Source organism: Nocardiopsis sp. NPDC006938 (genome assembly GCF_042869555.1).
Lineage (GTDB): Bacteria > Actinomycetota > Actinomycetes > Streptosporangiales > Streptosporangiaceae > Nocardiopsis.
In genome coordinates, this window is sequence record NZ_JBIAGA010000001.1 from 21,996 (window position 1) to 39,799 (window position 17,804).

Consider the following 17,804-nt stretch of genomic DNA (forward strand, 5'->3'; position numbering starts at 1 on the left):
CGCGGCCCTTCCCGGTGCGCCACTCCCCCGGTCTACGGCCCCGGACACGACTTCGGCCGCACCGGTCGGCCCGGAGAGGTCGGCGCGGCTCAGTACGCCTTCCCCCGGGCCGGACCTGATGCGGCCCGTCGGTCGGCGCCCGCTCGGGGCGCCCGTTCACGCGTCGGTCAGCCGTTGCCGAGGGCGACGGCGTCGCCGAGTCGGTGGACGCGCAGGGAGTTGGTGGAACCGGTGGTTCCGGGCGGGCTTCCGGCGACGATGACGACCTTGTCACCCTTGTGGTAGTCGCCGAGCTGGAGCAGTTCGCTCTCCACCTGGCGGACCATGTCGTCGGTGTTGTCGACCCAGGGGACGAGGTTGCTCTCGGTTCCCCAGGTGAGGGAGAGACGGCCCCGGGTGTCGGCCTCGGTGGTGAAGGCCAGGAGCGGGATGGGTGAGCGGTAGCGGGCCAGGCGCCGGGCGGTCTCACCGGACATGGTGAAGGCGACCAGGGCCTTGGCGCCGACGGTGGCGCCGATCTCGGCCGCGGCGCGGGCGATGGCGCCGCCGGTGGTCTCCGGCACCCGGTTGAGGATGTGCGAGGCGCGCAGGGACTCCTGCTCGGCGGCGCTGACGATGCGCGCCATGGTCTCGACCGTCTCGATGGGGTACTGGCCCACGCTGGTCTCGCCGGAGAGCATGACGGCGTCGGCGCCGTCGAGGACCGCGTTGGCGACGTCGGAGGCCTCGGCCCGGGTGGGCCGGGGCGCGCTGATCATGGACTCGAGCATCTGCGTGGCGACGATGACCGGCTTGGCCTTGTCGCGACAGCGTTCGACGGCGCGCTTTTGCACCATCGGGACGTTCTCCAGGGGCAGTTCGACGCCGAGGTCGCCTCGGGCGACCATCACGCCGTCGAAGACCTCGATGATGTCCTGGAGGCGCTCGACCGCCTGGGGCTTCTCGATCTTGGCGATGAGGGGGACGGTGACGCCCTCCTCGTCCATGATGCGGTGGCACTCCTCGGCGTCCGCGGGGCTGCGGACGAAGGAGAGGGCGACCATGTCGACGCCCTGGGCCAGGGCCCAGCGCAGGTCGGCCTCGTCCTTGTCGGTGAGGGCGGGCACGCTGACGGCGACTCCGGGGAGGTTGAGTCCCTTGTGGTTGGAGACGGTGCCGCCGAAGACGACGCGGGTGTGGACCTCGGTGCTGGTGGTCTTGGTGCACTCCAGCACGACGCGGCCGTCGTCGATGAGGACGCGGTCACCCGGGCGGACGTCGCCGGGGAGGCCCTTGTAGGTGGTGGAGACGCGCTGGGCGTCACCGGGCACGTCCTCGATGGTGATGGTGAACTCGTCTCCGGCGGCGAGTTCGACGGGGCCGTCGGGGAAGGTTCCCACACGGATCTTGGGACCTTGGAGGTCGGCGAGGACCCCCACCGCTCGGTTGGCGTCCGCCGCGGCCTGCCTGAGGTTGGCGAGGCTGGCGCGGTGGTCGTCGTGGGTTCCGTGGCTGAGGTTGAGACGGGCGACGTCGAGGCCCGCGTCGACGAGGCGCCGGAGTGTCTCCGGGCTCGATGTGGCGGGGCCAAGGGTCGCAACGATTTTTGCTCGACGTGTCACGTCTATCACTTTAGAGCGTCCGGGGGATGGAGTGGTCTAAACCAGGTTGCGAATACACGTATCTGAGGTGGAGTCGGGGCGAACTCGGTCACCCTGCGTGAGTGGTGTTGGATGTGGGCGCGGCCCCGGGGGCCGTGTTCGTGTCCGAGGGAAGGGGTGTGCCGGTGTTCGATCGGTTCGCGGTGGAGTCCGCTCTGGCGGCGGAGGTGTCGGCGTTGGAGGAGGTCCTGCTGGGACTCTCCGAGACGGAGGTGGTGTTGCCCACACGGTGTGTCCCGTGGGATGTGGCCGCGTTGTCGGTGCACACGGTGGGTTCGTTGCACCAGGTGATGGTGGCGCTGGAGGGGGAGGCACCGAGCGTGTCGGAGCCCCTCGTGTCGGCCGCGGGGTACTACGTGCCGGAGGTGCGGTTCTCCCCGGAGGTGAACGCGGCCCGGGTGGAGGGGGCGGTGGAGCGGGCGGCGCGGCGTGAGGACGCGGCGGAGCCGGGACGGGTGCTGCGGGAGTCGTGGCGGGCCCTGGGGCGGCGTCTGGCGGACGAGTCTGCGGACCGGCGGATCGTGACGCGGCACGGCGACCCGATGCTGTTGACGGACTTCCTGGTGACGCGGGTGGTGGAGACGGTGCTGCACGGGTGGGACCTGGCGGACGCGCTGGGCCGGGAGCCGTGGACGGCGGGTGCCGCCGTGGAGGTGGTCCACGGGGTGGTGTTCGGTGCGGTGGACCCGCGCGAGCTGCGGCGGGTGCTGCCGGACCTGGCCGGGCCCGGGGGTGCCTCGGCGGCGGTGCGCGCGGTGACCGGGCGATCGGACTCCCCGGTGGACCGGGCGGCGCTGGAGGCGGCGGGGGTCCGCTTCCTCGCCCTGGGCTGACCCGCTGCCGGACGGCGGTGGGGCCGACCCGCGTTCGCGGCCCCGGCACCGCCCCGGGGCGGTGCCGTCCGGTGCGGGACCTCAGTCGGGTCGGCGGGGGCTGGGCAGGTCGGGCTGGACGTGTCCGTAGGCCCGCAGGACGCGCAGCCGCTGGATGGTGCGCATGCCCTCGCGTTCGAGGGTGGCGACGGTGTCCCACTCGTCCCAGCAGGCGTCCCATCCCCCGTCGGGGCGCTGCTGGTCCTCGAACGCGGTGAGGTTGCGTTCGAGTTCCTCGTCCGTGAAGAGCGGGCGGGCGATGTGGTGCGGGTGGGAGGCCAGGTCGAGCGGCGTGTGGACATGCCCGGTGGAGCGCGGGTGCACGTCGATGACGGCGCGGATCATGTGGGAGAGGTGGTTCATCGCGACGACGGCGCGGGCGCGGTCGGGGACGTGCTGGAGGAAGCAGCAGATACCGATGGCCTCGTGGGGGTCGGTCCACTTGAGGGTGTCGATCCGCTTCCAGCAGTAGGCGGTGGCGCGGTCCCGCCACGGGTGGGTGACGTTGTTCTTGTGCAGGAGTCCGGCGATCATCGCGGTGATGTCGAGTCGGCTGCCGAAGTCGTCGTTGTGGCGGAACCAGGGGGCGGCCTCGGTGTAGCGGGCGCTGGGCAGTGCCAGGGGCAGCCCGCCGTCCTCGTTGCTGACGGAGCTCAGGTATCGGCAGACGCCGACGCCCAGGGAGTCGGGAAGGGGTCCGAGTTCGTCCAGGTAGCGCAGGGCGATCTCGGTGGCGGCGGGCTGGCTGCCGTGGCCCCTCAGGTCGGGGTCGAGTCCGTTCCCGTAGCCGCCGTCGAGGTTGCGGTAGGCGGAGAGGGTGGCGCGGACGGGTTCGGCGGGGCCGCCCTGGAAGAGGTAGGCGAAGCGGTGCCGGTCGACGAGCCGGGCGCTGCGCATGGTGAAGTGTTCTGCTGCGCGGTACGAATCCCAGGTCACAACGGTCATGGTTCGACGGTACGACTGGGCCGGGGTCAGGAGAACAGCACCGCCTTGATCCATTCGCGATCTTTACGCGGTGTTCTCGGCGCGCTTGCGTTGGCGGTACAGGTAAAGGGTTCCGGCCCAGGAGAGGGCGACGCTCAGGGCCACGAGGAGCTGGATGGTGATCAGGTGTTCGGCGGGGTAGACGACCCCGGTGAGGTAGTGGGCGATGAAGCCCTCGGGCGGGAGCCCGGCCTGTCCGGCGTTGCGTCTCCCCCAGTCCTCCACGTGGGTGAGGGGGCAGGTCCAGCCGATGACGGTGATGCCGAGTCCGTACAGGGCGCAGGCCAGGTGGGGCCAGATCGCGCGGGGCCAGCGCCAGGCCAGGAGGCCGCCGAGCGCGACGTAGACGAGGAAGGCCAGGTGGAGGACCATGGCCCCTTCTCCGATGACGCGGTACACCATGGGTCGATGGTAGGCGCGACGAACCCCCCGTGGCGGGGCCACGGGGGGTTCGGGATGTTCCGGGTCAGACGAGCGGGCGCTCGGTGGGCGGGATGGCCACCGGCAGGACGGTGTCCTCGGAGAGGTAGCGGTCCACCCCGGCCGCCGCGGAGCGTCCCTCGGCGATGGCCCAGACGATGAGTGACTGGCCCCGGCCCATGTCCCCGGCGCAGAAGACGCCGTCGACGGTGGTGCGGTACTGGTCGTCGCGGACGACGTTGCCGCGCCCGTCGAGTTCGACGCCGAGCTGGTCGAGCAGGCCCTCCTTCTCGGGCCCGACGAAGCCCATGGCGAGGGTGACGAGGTCGGCGGGGATCTCCCGCTCGGTGCCCTCGACCGGAGCGAAGCCGTCCGGGCCCCGCTTGACGTCGACCAGCTTCAGGGCGCGCACGTTGCCCTGCCCGTCGTCGAGGAACTCCAGCGTGTTGACGGAGTAGATCCTCCTGCCGCCCTCCTCGTGGGCGCTGGTGACCTTGTACAGCATTGGCATGGTGGGCCAGGGCTGGTGGTCGGGGCGTGAGGCGGGCGGCTTGGGCATGATCTCCAGCTGGGTGACCGAGGCGGCCCCCTGCCGGTGGGCGGTGCCGACGCAGTCGGCCCCGGTGTCGCCGCCGCCGATGACGACGACGTGCTTGCCCTCGGCGTGGATGGGTGCGCGGTCGAGGTCGCCCTCCTGGACCCGGTTGGCCAGGGGCAGGTACTCCATGGCCTGGTGGATGCCGTTGAGTTCGCGGCCGGTGGCGGGCAGGTCGCGCCAGCGGGTGGCGCCGCCGGTGAGGACGACGGCGTCGTGGTCGGCCCTGAGCCGCTCGACGGTGACGTCGACGCCGACGTTGACGCCGGTGCGGAAGACGGTGCCCTCGGCGCTCATCTGGGCGAGGCGGCGGTCGATGTGCCGCTTCTCCATCTTGAACTCGGGGATGCCGTAGCGGAGCAGGCCGCCCACGCGGTCGGCGCGTTCGTAGACGGTGACGTCGTGTCCGGCGCGGGTGAGCTGCTGCGCGGCGGCGAGGCCGGCGGGGCCGGAGCCGACGACGGCGACGCTCCTGCCGGTGCGGTGGGTGGGGGGCAGGGGCCTGACCCAGCCCTCCTCCCACGCGCGGTCGATGATGTTGACCTCGACGTTCTTGATGGTGACGGCGGGCTGGTCGATGCCGAGCACGCAGGCGGACTCGCAGGGCGCGGGGCACAGGCGGCCGGTGAACTCGGGGAAGTTGTTGGTGGCGTGGAGCCGTTCGACGGCCTCGGCCCAGTCGTGGGTGTACACGAGGTGGTTCCACTCGGGGATGAGGTTCCCGAGGGGGCACCCGTTGTGGCAGAACGGGATACCGCAGTCCATGCAGCGTGAGGCCTGCTTGGTGACGGTGCCCCGGTCGAGGTCCTCGTGGACCTCGCGCCAGTCCTGGATGCGGACGTCGACGGGGCGGTGGCGGGGGAGCTCGCGCTCGGTGATCTTCAGGAAACCCTTGGGGTCAGCCATGGTTCCTCCTCCTCTCGTGTGCTGACTTCAGGACTGCGCGGAGGCCATGACGGCCTCGTTGACGTCGCGCCCCTCGCGCTCGGCCTCGGCGCGGGCGAGCAGGACCCGCTTGTAGTCGCGCGGCATGACCTTGGCGATGCGGCCGAGGCCGTCGGCGCCCTGGGCCAGGAGGCGTTCGGCGACCGTGGACCCGGTCTCGGCGTGGTGGCGGGTGAGGACGTCGGTGAGGAAGTCGCGGTCCTCGTCGGTGAGGTCCTCGATCTCGACCATCTCGGTGTTGACGCGTCCTGGGTCGAGGTCGAGGACGTAGGCGGTGCCGCCGGACATGCCCGCGGCGAAGTTGCGCCCGGTGCGGCCGAGGACGACGGCGCGGCCCCCGGTCATGTACTCGCAGCCGTGGTCGCCGATGCCCTCGACGACCGCGAGGGCGCCGGAGTTGCGGACGCAGAAGCGTTCGCCGACCACGCCCCGGAGGAGGATCTCTCCGGAGGTGGCGCCGTAGCCGATGACGTTTCCGGCGATGATGTGTTCCTCGGCGGCCAGGGTGGAGGCGGCGGCGGGGCGGACGACGACGCGGCCGCCGGAGAGCCCCTTGCCGACGTAGTCGTTGGCGTCCCCGAACAGCCGCAGGGTGACGCCGCGGGGCACGAAGGCGCCGAAGGACTGTCCCGCGGACCCGGTGAAGGTGACGTCGATGGTGTCGGCGGGCAGGCCCTCGGCCCCGTGGCGCTTGGTGACCTCGTGTCCGAGCATGGTGCCCACGGTGCGGTTGACGTTGCGGACGGGGAGCTCGAGGCGGACGGGGCGGCCGAAGTCGAGCGCACCCTCGCTGAGCTGGATCAGGGTGTTGTCCAGGGCCTTCTCCAGGCCGTGGTCCTGGGCGCGCCGGTGGGCGCGGTGGTCTCCGGCGACGGGTTCGACCTCGTGCAGGATCGGGGACAGGTCCAGGCCCTGGGCCTTCCAGTGGTCGACCGCTTCGGTGGTGTCGAGCAGGTCGACGGAGCCGATGGCCTCGTCGAGGCTGCGGAAGCCGAGCTGGGCCAGGTACTCGCGGACCTCCTGGGCGATGTACTCGAAGAAGGTCACGACGTACTCGGCCCTGCCGGAGAACCGCTCCCGCAGGACGGGGTTCTGGGTGGCCACGCCGACGGGGCAGGTGTCGAGGTGGCACACGCGCATCATGACGCAGCCCGACACGACGAGGGGCGCGGTGGCGAAGCCGAACTCCTCCGCGCCGAGCAGTGCGGCGATGACGACGTCGCGGCCGGTCTTCATCTGACCGTCGGCCTGCACCACGATGCGGTCCCTCAGGCCGTTGAGCAGCAGGGTCTGCTGGGTCTCGGCGAGGCCGAGCTCCCAGGGCGTGCCCGCGTGCTTGAGGGAGGTCAGCGGCGAGGCTCCGGTGCCGCCGTCGTGGCCGGAGATGAGGACGACGTCCGCGTGGGCCTTGGACACGCCGGTGGCGACGGTGCCCACGCCCGCCTCGGAGACCAGCTTGACGTGGACCCGGGCGGACGGGTTCGCGTTCTTGAGGTCGTGGATGAGCTGGGCGAGGTCCTCGATGGAGTAGATGTCGTGGTGGGGCGGCGGTGAGATGAGGCCGACTCCGGGCGTGGAGTGGCGGGTCTCGGCGACCCACGGGTAGACCTTGTGGCCGGGCAGCTGGCCGCCCTCGCCGGGCTTGGCGCCCTGGGCCATCTTGATCTGGATGTCGTCGGCGTTGGTGAGGTAGTGCGAGGTCACGCCGAAGCGGCCGGAGGCGACCTGCTTGATGGCGCTGCGGCGCAGGTCTCCGTTGGCGTCGGGGGTGAAGCGGGCCGGGTCCTCGCCGCCCTCTCCGGTGTTGGACTTGCCGCCGAGGCGGTTCATGGCGATGGCGAGGGTCTCGTGGGCCTCCGCGGAGATGGACCCGTAGGACATGGCTCCGGTGGAGAACCTCTTGACGATCTCGGAGACGGGCTCGACCTCGTCGACGGGGACGGGCTCGCGCACGCCCTCCTTGAGGCGGAACAGCCCGCGCAGGGTCATGAGCCGGGCGGACTGGTCGTCGACCCGGTTCGTGTACTCCTTGAAGATCTCGTACTTGCGCGCGCGGGTGGAGTGCTGGAGCCGGAAGACGGTCTCGGGGTCGAAGAGGTGGGGTTCGCCCTCGCGCCGCCACTGGTACTCGCCGCCGACCTCCAGGCGCCGGTGGGCGTTGGGGTTGGCGGTGTGGGCGCGGCGGTGGCGCAGGGCGACCTCCTCGGCGAGGATGTCGAAGCCGACGCCGCCCAGGCGGGAGGTGGTGCCGGTGAAGCAGCGGTCGACGACCTCCTGGCCCAGTCCGAGGGCCTCGAAGATCTGGGCTCCGGTGTAGGAGCTGACGGTGGAGACGCCGATCTTCGACATGACCTTGAGGACGCCCTTGCCGAACGCCTTGACGGTGTTGGCGACGGCGGTGTCGGCGTCGACGCCGCCGAGGGTGCCGCGTTCGACGAGGTCCCGGACGGTGGCCAGGGCCAGGTACGGGTTGACGGCGGAGGCGCCGTAGCCGACGAGGAGGGCCACGTGGTGGCATTCGCGGACGTCGGCGGCCTCGACGAGGAGGCCGACCTCGGTGCGGGTCTTCTCGCGGACCAGGTGGTGGTGGACGGAGCCGGTGAGCAGCAGCGACGGGATCGGGGCGCGCGCGGCGTCGGCGCGGCGGTCGCTGAGCACGAGGATGTGGGCGCCGTCGGCGATGGCGCGGGTGACCTCGGTGTTGATCTCGTCCAGTCGGGTGGAGAGGGCCGCTCCGCCGCCGTCGACGGGGTAGGTGCCGTCGACGGTGAAGGTGCGCAGTGCGGGGTTGTCGTCGCCCGCCGCGACGATGGCGGCGAGCTGGTCCTGGTCGACGACCGGGGTGGGCAGGACGAGGCGCTGGTTGCCGCCGGGGGTCGCCTGGAGGAGGTTGCCCTCGGCGCCCAGGAGGGTGGACAGGCTGGTGACCATCTCCTCGCGGATGGCGTCCAGCGGCGGGTTGGTGACCTGCGCGAAGTTCTGCGAGAAGTAGTCGAAGAGCTGGCGCGAGCGGGCGGAGAGCGCCGCGACGGGCGTGTCGGTGCCCATGGAGCCGATGGGTTCGGCGCCGGTGCGGGCCATCGGGGTGAGGATGATCCGCAGTTCCTCCTCGGTGTAGCCGAACACCTGCTGGGCGAGGTGGAGTTCGGTGACCGGGGCGGGCTCGGCGGCGGGGAGGTCGGCCAGGCGCAGGACGCCGGAGTCGATCCACTCCTGGTAGGGGTGTTCAGCGGCGAGTTCGGCCTTGATCTCCTCGTCCTCGATGATCCGCCCCCGGGCGGTGTCGACGACGAAGATGCGGCCGGGCTGGAGGCGTCCCTTGCGCACGACCGAGGCGGGGTCGATGTCGAGGACCCCCGCTTCGGAGGCGAGGACGACGAGGCCGTCCTCGGTGACCCAGTACCGGCCGGGGCGCAGGCCGTTGCGGTCCAGGACGGAGCCGACGACGGTGCCGTCGGTGAAGGACACCGAGGCGGGGCCGTCCCAGGGCTCCATGAGGGTGGAGTGGTACTCGTAGAAGGCCCGGACGGCCGGGTCCATCTCGGTGTGGTTCTCCCACGGCTCCGGGATCATCATCAGGACGGCGTGCGGCAGGGAGCGGCCGCCCAGGTGGAGCAGTTCGAGGGCGTCGTCGAAGGACGCGGTGTCGGAGTCGTCGGGGTCGACGATCGGGAAGACGCGGGCGAGGTCGCCGGGGATGAGGTCGGTGGCGAGCTTGGCCTCGCGCGACCGCATCATGTTCCGGTTGCCCTTGACCGTGTTGATCTCGCCGTTGTGCGCCACGTAGCGGAACGGGTGGGCGAGTGGCCAGGACGGGAAGGTGTTGGTGGAGAACCGGGAGTGCACCAGGGCCAGGCCGGACTCGTAGCGCCGGTCGGACAGGTCCGGGAAGAACGGCTCCAGCTGCGGGGTGGTGAGCATGCCCTTGTAGGCGATGGTGCGCGGGGACAGGCTGGGGAAGTAGACGTCGGCCTCGTGTTCGGCGCGCTTGCGGACGCAGTACGCGTGGCGTTCGAGGTCGATGCCGGTGCGGCCCTCGGTGGCGGTGCCGGGCGTGCCGGTGACGAAGAGCTGCACGAAGGAGGGCATGGCCTCGCGGGCGGCGGGGCCGCTGTACTGGGGCTCGAAGGGCACCTCGCGCCAGCCCAGGAGGGTGAGGTCCTCGTCCTCGACGATGGCCTCGATGGTGCGCATGGCGGCGGCGCGCTCGGCCGCGTCGGAGGGCAGGAAGCCGATGCCGGTGGCGTAGGCGCCCGCTTCGGGGAGCGGGAAGTCGCAGACCTCGGTGTAGAGCGCGTGAGGGATCTGGGTGAGGATGCCCGCGCCGTCGCCGTCGTCGGGGTCGGCGCCGGAGGCGCCCCGGTGGTCGAGGTTGCGCAGGACGGTCAGGGCCTTGCTGACGATGTCGTGGCTCTGGCGTCCGTTGAGGTCGGCCACGAACCCGACTCCGCAGGCGTCGTGCTCGAAGGCGGGGTCGTACAGGCCCCGGGGCGTGGTGCCGGTGTGCGTTCGGTCGGACGAACGCCGCGCGTGTCCAGTGGACATGGGCCCTCCAGTCGTCTCTCGTCGGCTTCGTGAAAAGCGCATTCGGGACGACGTTGGCCCTGCTGCGAGCGTGATGCTGTTGTGTCCGCCGGGGGCGGTTCACCCGTGGGGCGTGGTGCCGGTCGGTGTCACCGTGCGGCGTGCACTTCCTCGTGTCGCCGGTGACGCGGGCGGCCCCGTTCCGGGCGGGCTATCTCTTATACAGGCTGGTCCGGCCCCGGTGCGAATCGCCGGTCCGGACCGGAGCCCTCCGGGGTCGCCCCCGGTTCCGGCCTTGCGGGTTGTTCCACGAGGGAAACCCGCTAAACCTCCCATAGGTGACGAAGCACCGGAGCTTGGCCGGTTCTTCCCCGGGCGCGCGGGCGGCCCCGGACAGCGAAGTCCCAGGTTACCCCCGGGTCGTCCCGCCGCCCAAGAGCGGACGCGACGTGCGCGAGGGTGACATCCGACTCACCTTCGCGGCCGATGTCCGCGGGCCCGGCGGCGGCGCCGTCGCCGGGTCCGCGACATGGGAGGATCACACAATGGCAGGACACCCGACTTCTTCCGAACCGGTCGAACCACGGCTCGACGCCCCCGCCCCCCTTCCCGAGGCGGCGGAGGACCTCCTTCGCGCGCACGGGCCCGACGCTCCGCGTCCCCGGACGGTCCTGGCGCTCCTCCGCGACGGGCGGTGGTGGGGGGCCAACGACCTCGTACGCGCCAGCGGTGTGGCGCACGCCGTGGTGGCTCCGCTGTTGAGGTCCCTGGGTGAGGCGGGCGAGGTGGAGCGCGAACCCGGCGGCGAGCGGTACCGCCTGGCGCGCCCCGACCTCTACGCGGGAGCGGCGGCGCCCGCTCTGGCCGACCCGGTGGAGCACCTGCTCGCCGGGCACGGCCGGGCCGCCGCCGAGTTGGCTCGGGCGGTGGCCGAGGGGCCCGCCTCCGACCTGGACCTGGACCACGTCACGGCGGCACCGGAGACCGCCCTGCGCCGGGCCCTGTTCCTGGACACCCGGTTCGACCTGCGCGAACGGACACTGTTGTGCGTGGGTGACCACGACCTGACGTCCCTGGCCCTGACCCTGGTGCAGCCGCGGGCCCGTGTGGTCGTGGTGGACCTGGACGAGCGTGTGCTGGCCCACATCGACGCGGTGGCCGGGCGGCTGGGGCTGCCGGTGCGCACGCACGCAGCCGACCTGCGGCTGGGTCTGCCCGCGTCGCTGCGGGAGTGCGCCGACCTGGTCTTCACCGACCCGCCCTACACCCCGGACGGTGTGGACCTGTTCGTGCGGCGCGGGGTGGAGGGGCTGGCCGACCCGAGGCGGGGCCGGGTGCTGGTGGCCTACGGGGTCAGCGAGACCACGCCCAAGCTCGCGGCCGCGACCCAGTCCCGCATGGTGCGCTCGGGGCTGCTGCTCGAGGCGGTGTGGCCGGACTTCAACCGCTACCTGGGCGCGGAGTCGATCGGCGCGGCCAGCGACCTGTACGTGCTGCGGCCGCTCGCGCGTACGCCGACCTCCCCCGCCGCAGACGCCTCCCGCGTGTACAGCCAGGGGGTCAACGCCAAGGAGGCGCGGGGCGGGCTCGACGCGGAGCGGGCCGCCGCCGTGGTGGACCGGGTCACCGAGCTGGCCGGGAGCGGGCCCGCCCTGGTCGGCGACTGGCCCCGGGAAACGCCCGGGGAAGCCCGTGTGCGCCTGTCCACCTGGATGGACTCCCCCACCGGCGCGGGCGCGACGGCCGTGGTCAACCTCACGTCGGGGTGGGAGCGGCTGGCGCCCCGCGCCGCGCTGGCGTCCACCGCCGACGACACCTTCGTGCTGGTGCCCTCCTCCTCGCGCTGGGTGCGGGACGAGGCGGGCCAGCGGGCCTTCCGGGCCCTGGTGGAGCCGGGTCTTCGCGTCCGGTTCCTGCGGGGTGTGGGCGCCGCCGACCTGACGGCGGTCCGGTGCGCTCGGGCCCCGGAGCCGGAGGAGGCCGTCGACCGCGTGCTGGCGCACGTGCGGGCGCGCGCGCACGGGACGCTGACGACGACGCTGCGTACGGGCCTGGTGGAGGCCTTCGCCCGCCTGGGGCGGCCCACCAACAAGCGCACGGCCCGACTCGCGGTCGCCGAGGCGCCGGGCTGGGTGCCCGGGCACAGCCTGTTGGACCTGCCCGAACACCGGTTCGCCGAGCTCCGGGAGGTGGCCGCGGACCTGGTCGCCCAGGTGAGGCGATCCCAGGAGGCGGAATCCGGCTGACCGGTGGGGCGGGAGGCCAGGACGCGGGCGGGGCCCGGTGGGAGGTCGTTCCCACCGGGCCCCGCCCGCGTGTGCCGGGGTCGGTCCGCTATGTGCCGGGGACCGTCGGAACCTCGCCGGTGCCCTCGGCCGGGGGCTGTTCCGGGGTCGTCTCCGTCCCGGCGCCCTCACCCGCGCCGGGCACGCCCTCGGTGCCGGTGCCGTCGGTACCGGCGCCCTCCTCGGTAGTGGCGCCCTCCTCGGTACCGGGAGTGGTCTCACCGCCGCCGAGCTCGCCGATCCTGCGGAAGAACGGATTGCGGAAGTTGGCCAGGGTCACCAGCGGGGTGACCAGGCTGACCCGCTCCTCGACCGACTCGGAGTCGCCGGGCTGCACCCACACCACGACAAGGTAGTGGCCCGTGATGATGGCGTCGGCGGCGCTGTAGCCCGCGCCGAGGCGGTCGAAGGGCTCCTCACCGGACGGGGAGAGCACGAACCCGGGGTCGACCGGCTCCTCGCCCTCCTCGGTCTCGGGCAGTTCGAGCGCCTCGGCCACGGCGCGGCTGCCCTCGATGTCGGCGAGGTTGAACACCGCGACCACGCCGAAGACGTCGCCATCGGAGAGGTAGGTGGCACGCCCGGCCTGCGTGCAGTCGGCGTCGGCCAGCGCCTGCTTCACCTGGTCGCCCCAGACCGCCGCCGAGCAGTCCTCGACCAGCTCCGAGTCGCGCAGGGTGAAGTCCAGGCTCTGCCCGGAGATCTCGGAGTTGTGGCGCTCGAACAGTTCGCCGGCGTTGAGCGGGCGGGTGTCGCTCTCGCGGGAGGAGAGCACGGTGTTCATGTTGCTGTCCTGGGAGTCCTGGACCTTGTACAGGGCCGGACGCGTCTCGCGGGCCGCCTGTTCCCCGCCGTCGTCGCCGGAGAACTGCAGGTACAGCACCGTTCCCAGCGCGATGAGCGCGACGACCAGGGCGCCGATCAGGACGGTCAGCATCCCGCCGAAGCGGCGGGAACCCTTCTTGCGTCGGCCTCCGCCCTTGCGGCGCCCGCCCTCGCGGTTCTCGGAGCGGCTCTGTTCCGCCGGGGCTGGGAGCTCTGCGGGCTCGCTGTTTCTCCTCCGACGGCCCGGCCTGCCAGGCGTCGACGGTTCAGAAGGGGACACCCAAAGGACCTTTCCGTGGATGCGGGCCGGTCACGTGGTGACCGGCCCGCGTGCGCTCGGGGACGGCGGGGAACGCGTCCCGCCTGGTGTCGACCCCGGGGCCCTGTTCCCACTTTTCGGCGGAACACACCCCGGCGGGCGGGTCGATCTGTCCGCGATCCTATCGGGGTGCCCGACGGGGCCGGACAGACCCGCTTCCTACTCCCCCTCGTCCTCGGGCTTGTGCGCGACGACCTCGTCGTAGACGAAGGCGAAGGCGCTCTGGGAGACCACGCTCGCGGTGGCGAGCCCGGAGTCGTCCCCGGGCGGCGAACCGTCGGTGCGCGCGACCCAGTACACGGCCAGGTAGTGGCCCATCACCTGGGTGGTGGCCTGGCTGTACCCCTCCTGGAGCCCTTCGACGCCGTCGAGCTCGCGGGAGAGCAGGAAGCCCGCCCCGGTCTCCGCGTTGGTCGGGTCCATGGCGGCGGCCACCTCGCTGGCGCCGTCGCTGTCGGAGAGGTCGAACAGGGTCACCTGGGCGACGTACTTGTCCTTGGAGTCGGTGTACACGCCCGAGGCGGCGTTCAGGCAGTTGGCGTCCAGGAGGCTCTGACCGAGCTGCTCGCCCCACACCAGGGAGGTGCAGGAGTCGGTGACCTCGGACTCCTGGAGGTTGAGCTTCATCCCGGCCATGTCGAGTTCCTCGACCGACCCGAAGACGGACTCGTCCGTCATCGGTTCGACGTCGCCGGGACGGTTCTCGATGGAACCGAACACCTCCGGCCGGTCCGGCTCGAACAGGTACAGCTCCGGTGTGATGGTGCTGTGCCCCTCGGGCGGCGCGACGATGGTGTCCTCGCCCCGGTCGGTGTTGCCGCCGGTGCCGGTGACGAGCTGGTAGGTCAGCAGGCCCAGGAGCGCGACCAGGGCGATGCTGAAGGCTCCCAGGAGCACGCCGAGCACGGCGGTGCCGCGCTTGCGCTTGCTCTGCTCGGCCAGGGTGTAGACGATCTGGTTGGGCCGGTCGCCCAGGACCGACACCTTCTTGATCGCGGACGCGGAGAACGCGGAGACGCGCCCCACACCCTTCTTGTCCTTCCTGTCCTTCTTGTCCCTGCGTCGGCCCTTGCGGCCAGCGGCGGCTCCGGCCTCCTGCTCCGGCGCCTCCCCGTCCTCGTGGTCGTCGTCGTACCCGGTGTCCGGGTCGTCGTCGTAGTCGTCGTGCTCGGCGTCCGAACGGGCCCGGGTGTGGCCGTACTCCTCGGAGAAGTCCTCCTCCGGGTCGTACTGCTCCTCGTACCCGTCCTCGGGGCCGTAGTCGTCGACGTGCTCTTCGGTGCGGGCGCTGTCGGCGCGGCGGGACCCGCCGCGCCGACGTCTGCGTCCGTGACCGGACTCGGCTCTGCTCACGGTCTTTCTCAATCGTCAACCCGTGGTCTGCTCGACTGGTGCGGGCTTCGTCGTACGGTGTTCACGGCCACGGGCCGGGAGCACCGGTTTTCGGAATGGTCCCGCTCTACTCGGGCTTCGACCCGGAGTCGCCCCCCGCGCCGTCGGCGCCGTCCTCAGCCGTGCCCTCGCTACTAGATCGCTCAGGACTCGGGTGGTATTCCGTCCCGGCCTCCTCGGATGCCCCCGTGGCCTGGTCGAACACCGAGTCGTCGCCGTCGACGGCGCTGTACACGGTGCCCTCGTCCGCCTTCTCCCCGGTGGACGTGTCCCCGAACACCTGGGTCCCGGCGTCCTGACCGTGGGGGACGACGGCGGTGGAGAAGGAGTCGATGCGGCGGCCCGCCCAGACGAAGTAGGCGAGGGCGCCGAGGAGGACCACGATGGAGGTCCAGTTGTTCAGGCGCATACCGAAGAAGTCGTTGGCCGGGTCGACGCGCAGGTACTCGATCCAGAAGCGGCCCGCGCAGTAGCCCATGACGTACACGGCGAAGAGGCGTCCGCCCTGGAGGGAGGACTCGAAGCGGCGGCCGAGGTAGGCCAGCAGGACCGCGAGGAGCAGGCACCACAGGGACTCGTACAGGAAGGTCGGGTGGTAGGTGGTGACGCCGACCTCCATCCCGGCCCGCATGTGGCCCTCGGGGGTGGGGTAGATCTCCAGGGCCCAGGGCAGGTCCGTGGGGCGGCCGAAGAGTTCCTGGTTGAAGTAGTTGCCCCAGCGGCCGATGGCCTGGGCGAGCGGGATGGTGGGGGCGATCGCGAAGGAGAGCTTCGTCATGGACAGCCCGCGCTTGCGGGCGACCAGCCACACGCCCACGGCGCCCAGCGGGATCGCGCCCCAGATGCCGAGGCCGCCCTCCCACACGTACAGGGCCCGGATCGCCTCACGGTCCGGGCCGAAGTACAGGTGGGCGTCACTGATCACGTGGTAGAGGCGGCCGCCGACCAGACCCAGGATGACGGCCCACACGGCCATGTCCATGATCGTCCCGGCCTCGCCGCCCATGGACTTCCAGCGGCGCTCGCTCCAGTAGACCGCCACGACGACCCCGGCCAGGATGCACAGGGCGTAGAAGTGGATCTGGAACGGCCCGATGGGGATCGCGTTGATCTCGGGGCTGGGAATGGCCGCGAGGGCGCGGCCGAGCCCGGCCGCGCCCTCGGAAGCTGTCGACGACAATGTCACTGCTCTGCTCTCGGGTTCGCCCCGCGTGCGGGGTGGTGATCAGGGGTTCTCCTCCGCGTCACCCCCGCCGTCGACATCCTTGGGCCTGGTGCTGACCTTGCCGTCGCCCGCGTCGGCGATCGCGTCGGAAAGGCCCCTGGCGGTCATGGCGGTGTTGCCGTCGAGCAACTCGCCGTTGATGTAGACGGAAGGCGTGGCGCGGAACTCGTTGGCTCCGCTGTAGCGAGTGTAGGCCTTCCCCGTGGCCTCGATGATCTCGCCCGTGTAGGTACCGTCCAGGAAGGAGGGGTCGTGTCCGTTGCCGGCTCCCCAGCTGATGAGGTCGGACAGGACCATGGTCCCGATGTTCTCCTGGCCGATCTGGTCGACGGCGTCCGCGGTGAGTGCGGGCAGGTAGTCCTCGGTGAACTCCTTGACGATCTCCGCCTCGCCCTCGACGCGGTCGTCGAACGCCCGGGCGTCCTCGTCGGAGGCGCCGGTGTCGCGGAACCACTGCTTGAGCTCGTCGACGGTGAAGCCGTCCTTGGTCTCGGTGGGCTGGTTCTCGAAGAGGGTGTCGTTGTACTCGACGAACACTCCGTAGTCGGCGGCGGCGCGGGCGGCGGCCCCGGCCCGCAGGGAGTTCGAGCTGATCGGGACGGGCTGCTGGGCGAAGATGCTGACCGGCCGGTAGTGCACGATGGCGGCGCCGGAGGCCGCCTGTTCCTTGAGGACGTCGCCGCTGAAGTGCTCGAACTGGCGGCAGGCGGGGCACTGGTAGTCGGCGTAGACCTCGACCACCGGGGCGGTGGTGTCGGGTTCGGCCATGACGACGCTGCCGTCGTCCTGGAGGGTCTGCTCGGCCAGCGGGCCGTCGTAGCCCTCGCTGCGGTCGGAGGTCATGACGGCGTAGCCGATGCCGACGACGAGCAGGACGACGGCCGCGGCGGCGCCGACGACGATGAGGGTCCGCCTGCGTTTGGCCGCCCGCTTCTCCTTCTCCCGCTGTTCCCTGAGCTTCTCGCGGGAGCGCTTGCGCGCTTCACTCCCCATGGTGTTCCTCTGTTTCTGGCTTTCTGGGATGGTCGACCGTCACTCGGGGGTTCCGGGGCGTGGGCCCCGCCGCCGTGCTGGCCCTAGCGGAAGAGCCCGAGGGCGCGGTCGAGGGCGAAGGGGGACCGCGGCCAGAGCGCGATGAAGGCGCCCATGGCCGCGAAGGCGACGTCGCGTGCGATGGAGAGCCCGTAGGTGGTCTCGCCCGGGTCGACCTGTCCGCCGCCGCCGAAGCAGCCGCAGTCGATGTTGAGTCCGCGGGCCATGGCGGAGACGATCCCGGCGATGAAGACGACCATGAGCAGGGCGCTCACGGCGCCGACCTGCCGGGAGGCCAGGCCCGCGAGGAGGAGCGCGGCGAGCGCGAGCTCGAAGAGGGGGAGGACGTGTCCGATGAACCAGGCGACCTCGGTGGGGAAGAGGTCATAGGCCTCGACCGCCTGGACGGACAGGGCCGGGGGGAACTTGGTGACGGCCGCGGTGATGAGGACGGCGGCGAGTCCGATCCGGCAGGCGAGGGTGAGCCAGGGTTGGACGGTCTCCCAGCGGCCGGCGGGCTGGGTGGCGGGGGCGTCGTCGTGGGTGTCCGTCATCTGTGAGGCCTTCGGGAGTGGGGGTCGGTTCGTCCGCGTCCATGGCGCTGGGTGCGCGCGATGTCGCTCTTCGTGTCGAACCCAAAGCCTACTGTGTGTAGCGAGTCAGTGGCACAGGGCGGTGACCGCAGGCGCGCGACCGGGGGGCCGCGCGTCCGGCGCACCGTCATCACACCACCCGTGGCGTGGTGG

Annotated in this window: 12 protein-coding genes; 2 read left to right on the top strand and 10 right to left on the bottom strand. The window is 71.7% G+C overall.

Annotated elements, in window-relative coordinates; genetic code table 11:
* Window positions 1-167: 167 nt before the first annotated feature.
* Entirely contained in the window at window positions 168-1,601 is a 1,434-nt protein-coding gene (gene pyk, locus ACFYL4_RS00110) for a pyruvate kinase (RefSeq protein WP_357768910.1), read from the bottom strand.
* Window positions 1,602-1,765: 164 nt separating this feature from the next.
* Between pyk and ACFYL4_RS00115 the strand changes: the two genes are divergently transcribed.
* Window positions 1,766-2,473, top strand: coding sequence for a maleylpyruvate isomerase N-terminal domain-containing protein (locus ACFYL4_RS00115; protein WP_387515921.1), 708 nt, complete (start codon window positions 1,766-1,768; stop codon window positions 2,471-2,473).
* Between the two features lie 81 nt (window positions 2,474-2,554).
* Here ACFYL4_RS00115 and ACFYL4_RS00120 read toward each other — a convergent pair whose 3' ends face one another.
* The 4 genes from ACFYL4_RS00120 to gltB all read right to left on the bottom strand — a co-directional run bounded on the left by ACFYL4_RS00120 (window position 2,555) and on the right by gltB (window position 10,001).
* A complete protein-coding gene (locus ACFYL4_RS00120; RefSeq protein WP_357768931.1) occupies window positions 2,555-3,448 on the bottom strand; it encodes a prenyltransferase in 894 nt (297 codons plus the stop codon).
* Between the two features lie 72 nt (window positions 3,449-3,520).
* On the bottom strand, window positions 3,521-3,898 hold the full coding sequence (locus ACFYL4_RS00125; RefSeq protein WP_387515271.1) for a DUF2784 domain-containing protein: 378 nt from the start codon (window positions 3,896-3,898) through the stop codon (window positions 3,521-3,523).
* 64 nt (window positions 3,899-3,962) lie between these two features.
* Window positions 3,963-5,417, bottom strand: coding sequence for a glutamate synthase subunit beta (locus ACFYL4_RS00130; RefSeq protein ID WP_387515273.1), 1,455 nt, complete (start codon window positions 5,415-5,417; stop codon window positions 3,963-3,965).
* A 27-nt stretch (window positions 5,418-5,444) separates the two neighbouring features.
* Complete coding sequence (gene gltB, locus ACFYL4_RS00135; RefSeq protein ID WP_387515275.1) at window positions 5,445-10,001, bottom strand: glutamate synthase large subunit; 4,557 nt, start codon at window positions 9,999-10,001, stop codon at window positions 5,445-5,447.
* A gap of 524 nt (window positions 10,002-10,525) precedes the next feature.
* Between gltB and ACFYL4_RS00140 the strand changes: the two genes are divergently transcribed.
* Window positions 10,526-12,226, top strand: coding sequence for a bis-aminopropyl spermidine synthase family protein (locus tag ACFYL4_RS00140; protein ID WP_387515277.1), 1,701 nt, complete (start codon window positions 10,526-10,528; stop codon window positions 12,224-12,226).
* A gap of 88 nt (window positions 12,227-12,314) precedes the next feature.
* Here ACFYL4_RS00140 and ACFYL4_RS00145 read toward each other — a convergent pair whose 3' ends face one another.
* The 5 genes from ACFYL4_RS00145 to ACFYL4_RS00165 all read right to left on the bottom strand — a co-directional run bounded on the left by ACFYL4_RS00145 (window position 12,315) and on the right by ACFYL4_RS00165 (window position 17,612).
* Entirely contained in the window at window positions 12,315-13,202 is an 888-nt protein-coding gene (locus ACFYL4_RS00145; protein ID WP_387515924.1) for a hypothetical protein, read from the bottom strand.
* Between the two features lie 366 nt (window positions 13,203-13,568).
* Window positions 13,569-14,762 carry a hypothetical protein gene (locus tag ACFYL4_RS00150; RefSeq protein WP_357768898.1) on the bottom strand — a complete coding sequence of 398 codons (1,194 nt, stop codon included), beginning with the start codon at window positions 14,760-14,762 and terminating at the stop codon, window positions 13,569-13,571.
* A gap of 106 nt (window positions 14,763-14,868) precedes the next feature.
* Window positions 14,869-15,981 carry a prolipoprotein diacylglyceryl transferase gene (lgt, locus tag ACFYL4_RS00155; RefSeq protein ID WP_357768896.1) on the bottom strand — a complete coding sequence of 371 codons (1,113 nt, stop codon included), beginning with the start codon at window positions 15,979-15,981 and terminating at the stop codon, window positions 14,869-14,871.
* A gap of 45 nt (window positions 15,982-16,026) precedes the next feature.
* Entirely contained in the window at window positions 16,027-17,019 is a 993-nt protein-coding gene (locus tag ACFYL4_RS00160; protein WP_387515280.1) for a DsbA family protein, read from the bottom strand.
* 83 nt (window positions 17,020-17,102) lie between these two features.
* Window positions 17,103-17,612, bottom strand: a complete 510-nt coding sequence (locus tag ACFYL4_RS00165; RefSeq protein WP_357768892.1) for a MauE/DoxX family redox-associated membrane protein — start codon at window positions 17,610-17,612, stop codon at window positions 17,103-17,105.
* Between the last annotated feature and the right edge of the window lie 192 nt (window positions 17,613-17,804).

What these genes read in the sequence shown, in the direction of transcription:
- gltB (WP_387515275.1), bottom strand. Translation starts at nt 10,001, where the DNA reads ATGTCCACTGGACACGCGCGGCGTTCGTCCGACCGAACGCACACCGGC.
- ACFYL4_RS00130 (WP_387515273.1), bottom strand. Translation starts at nt 5,417, where the DNA reads ATGGCTGACCCCAAGGGTTTCCTGAAGATCACCGAGCGCGAGCTCCCC.
- ACFYL4_RS00165 (WP_357768892.1), bottom strand. Translation starts at nt 17,612, where the DNA reads ATGACGGACACCCACGACGACGCCCCCGCCACCCAGCCCGCCGGCCGC.
- ACFYL4_RS00140 (WP_387515277.1), top strand. Translation starts at nt 10,526, where the DNA reads ATGGCAGGACACCCGACTTCTTCCGAACCGGTCGAACCACGGCTCGAC.
- ACFYL4_RS00125 (WP_387515271.1), bottom strand. Translation starts at nt 3,898, where the DNA reads ATGGTGTACCGCGTCATCGGAGAAGGGGCCATGGTCCTCCACCTGGCC.
- ACFYL4_RS00145 (WP_387515924.1), bottom strand. Translation starts at nt 13,202, where the DNA reads ATGCTGACCGTCCTGATCGGCGCCCTGGTCGTCGCGCTCATCGCGCTG.
- ACFYL4_RS00160 (WP_387515280.1), bottom strand. Translation starts at nt 17,019, where the DNA reads ATGGGGAGTGAAGCGCGCAAGCGCTCCCGCGAGAAGCTCAGGGAACAG.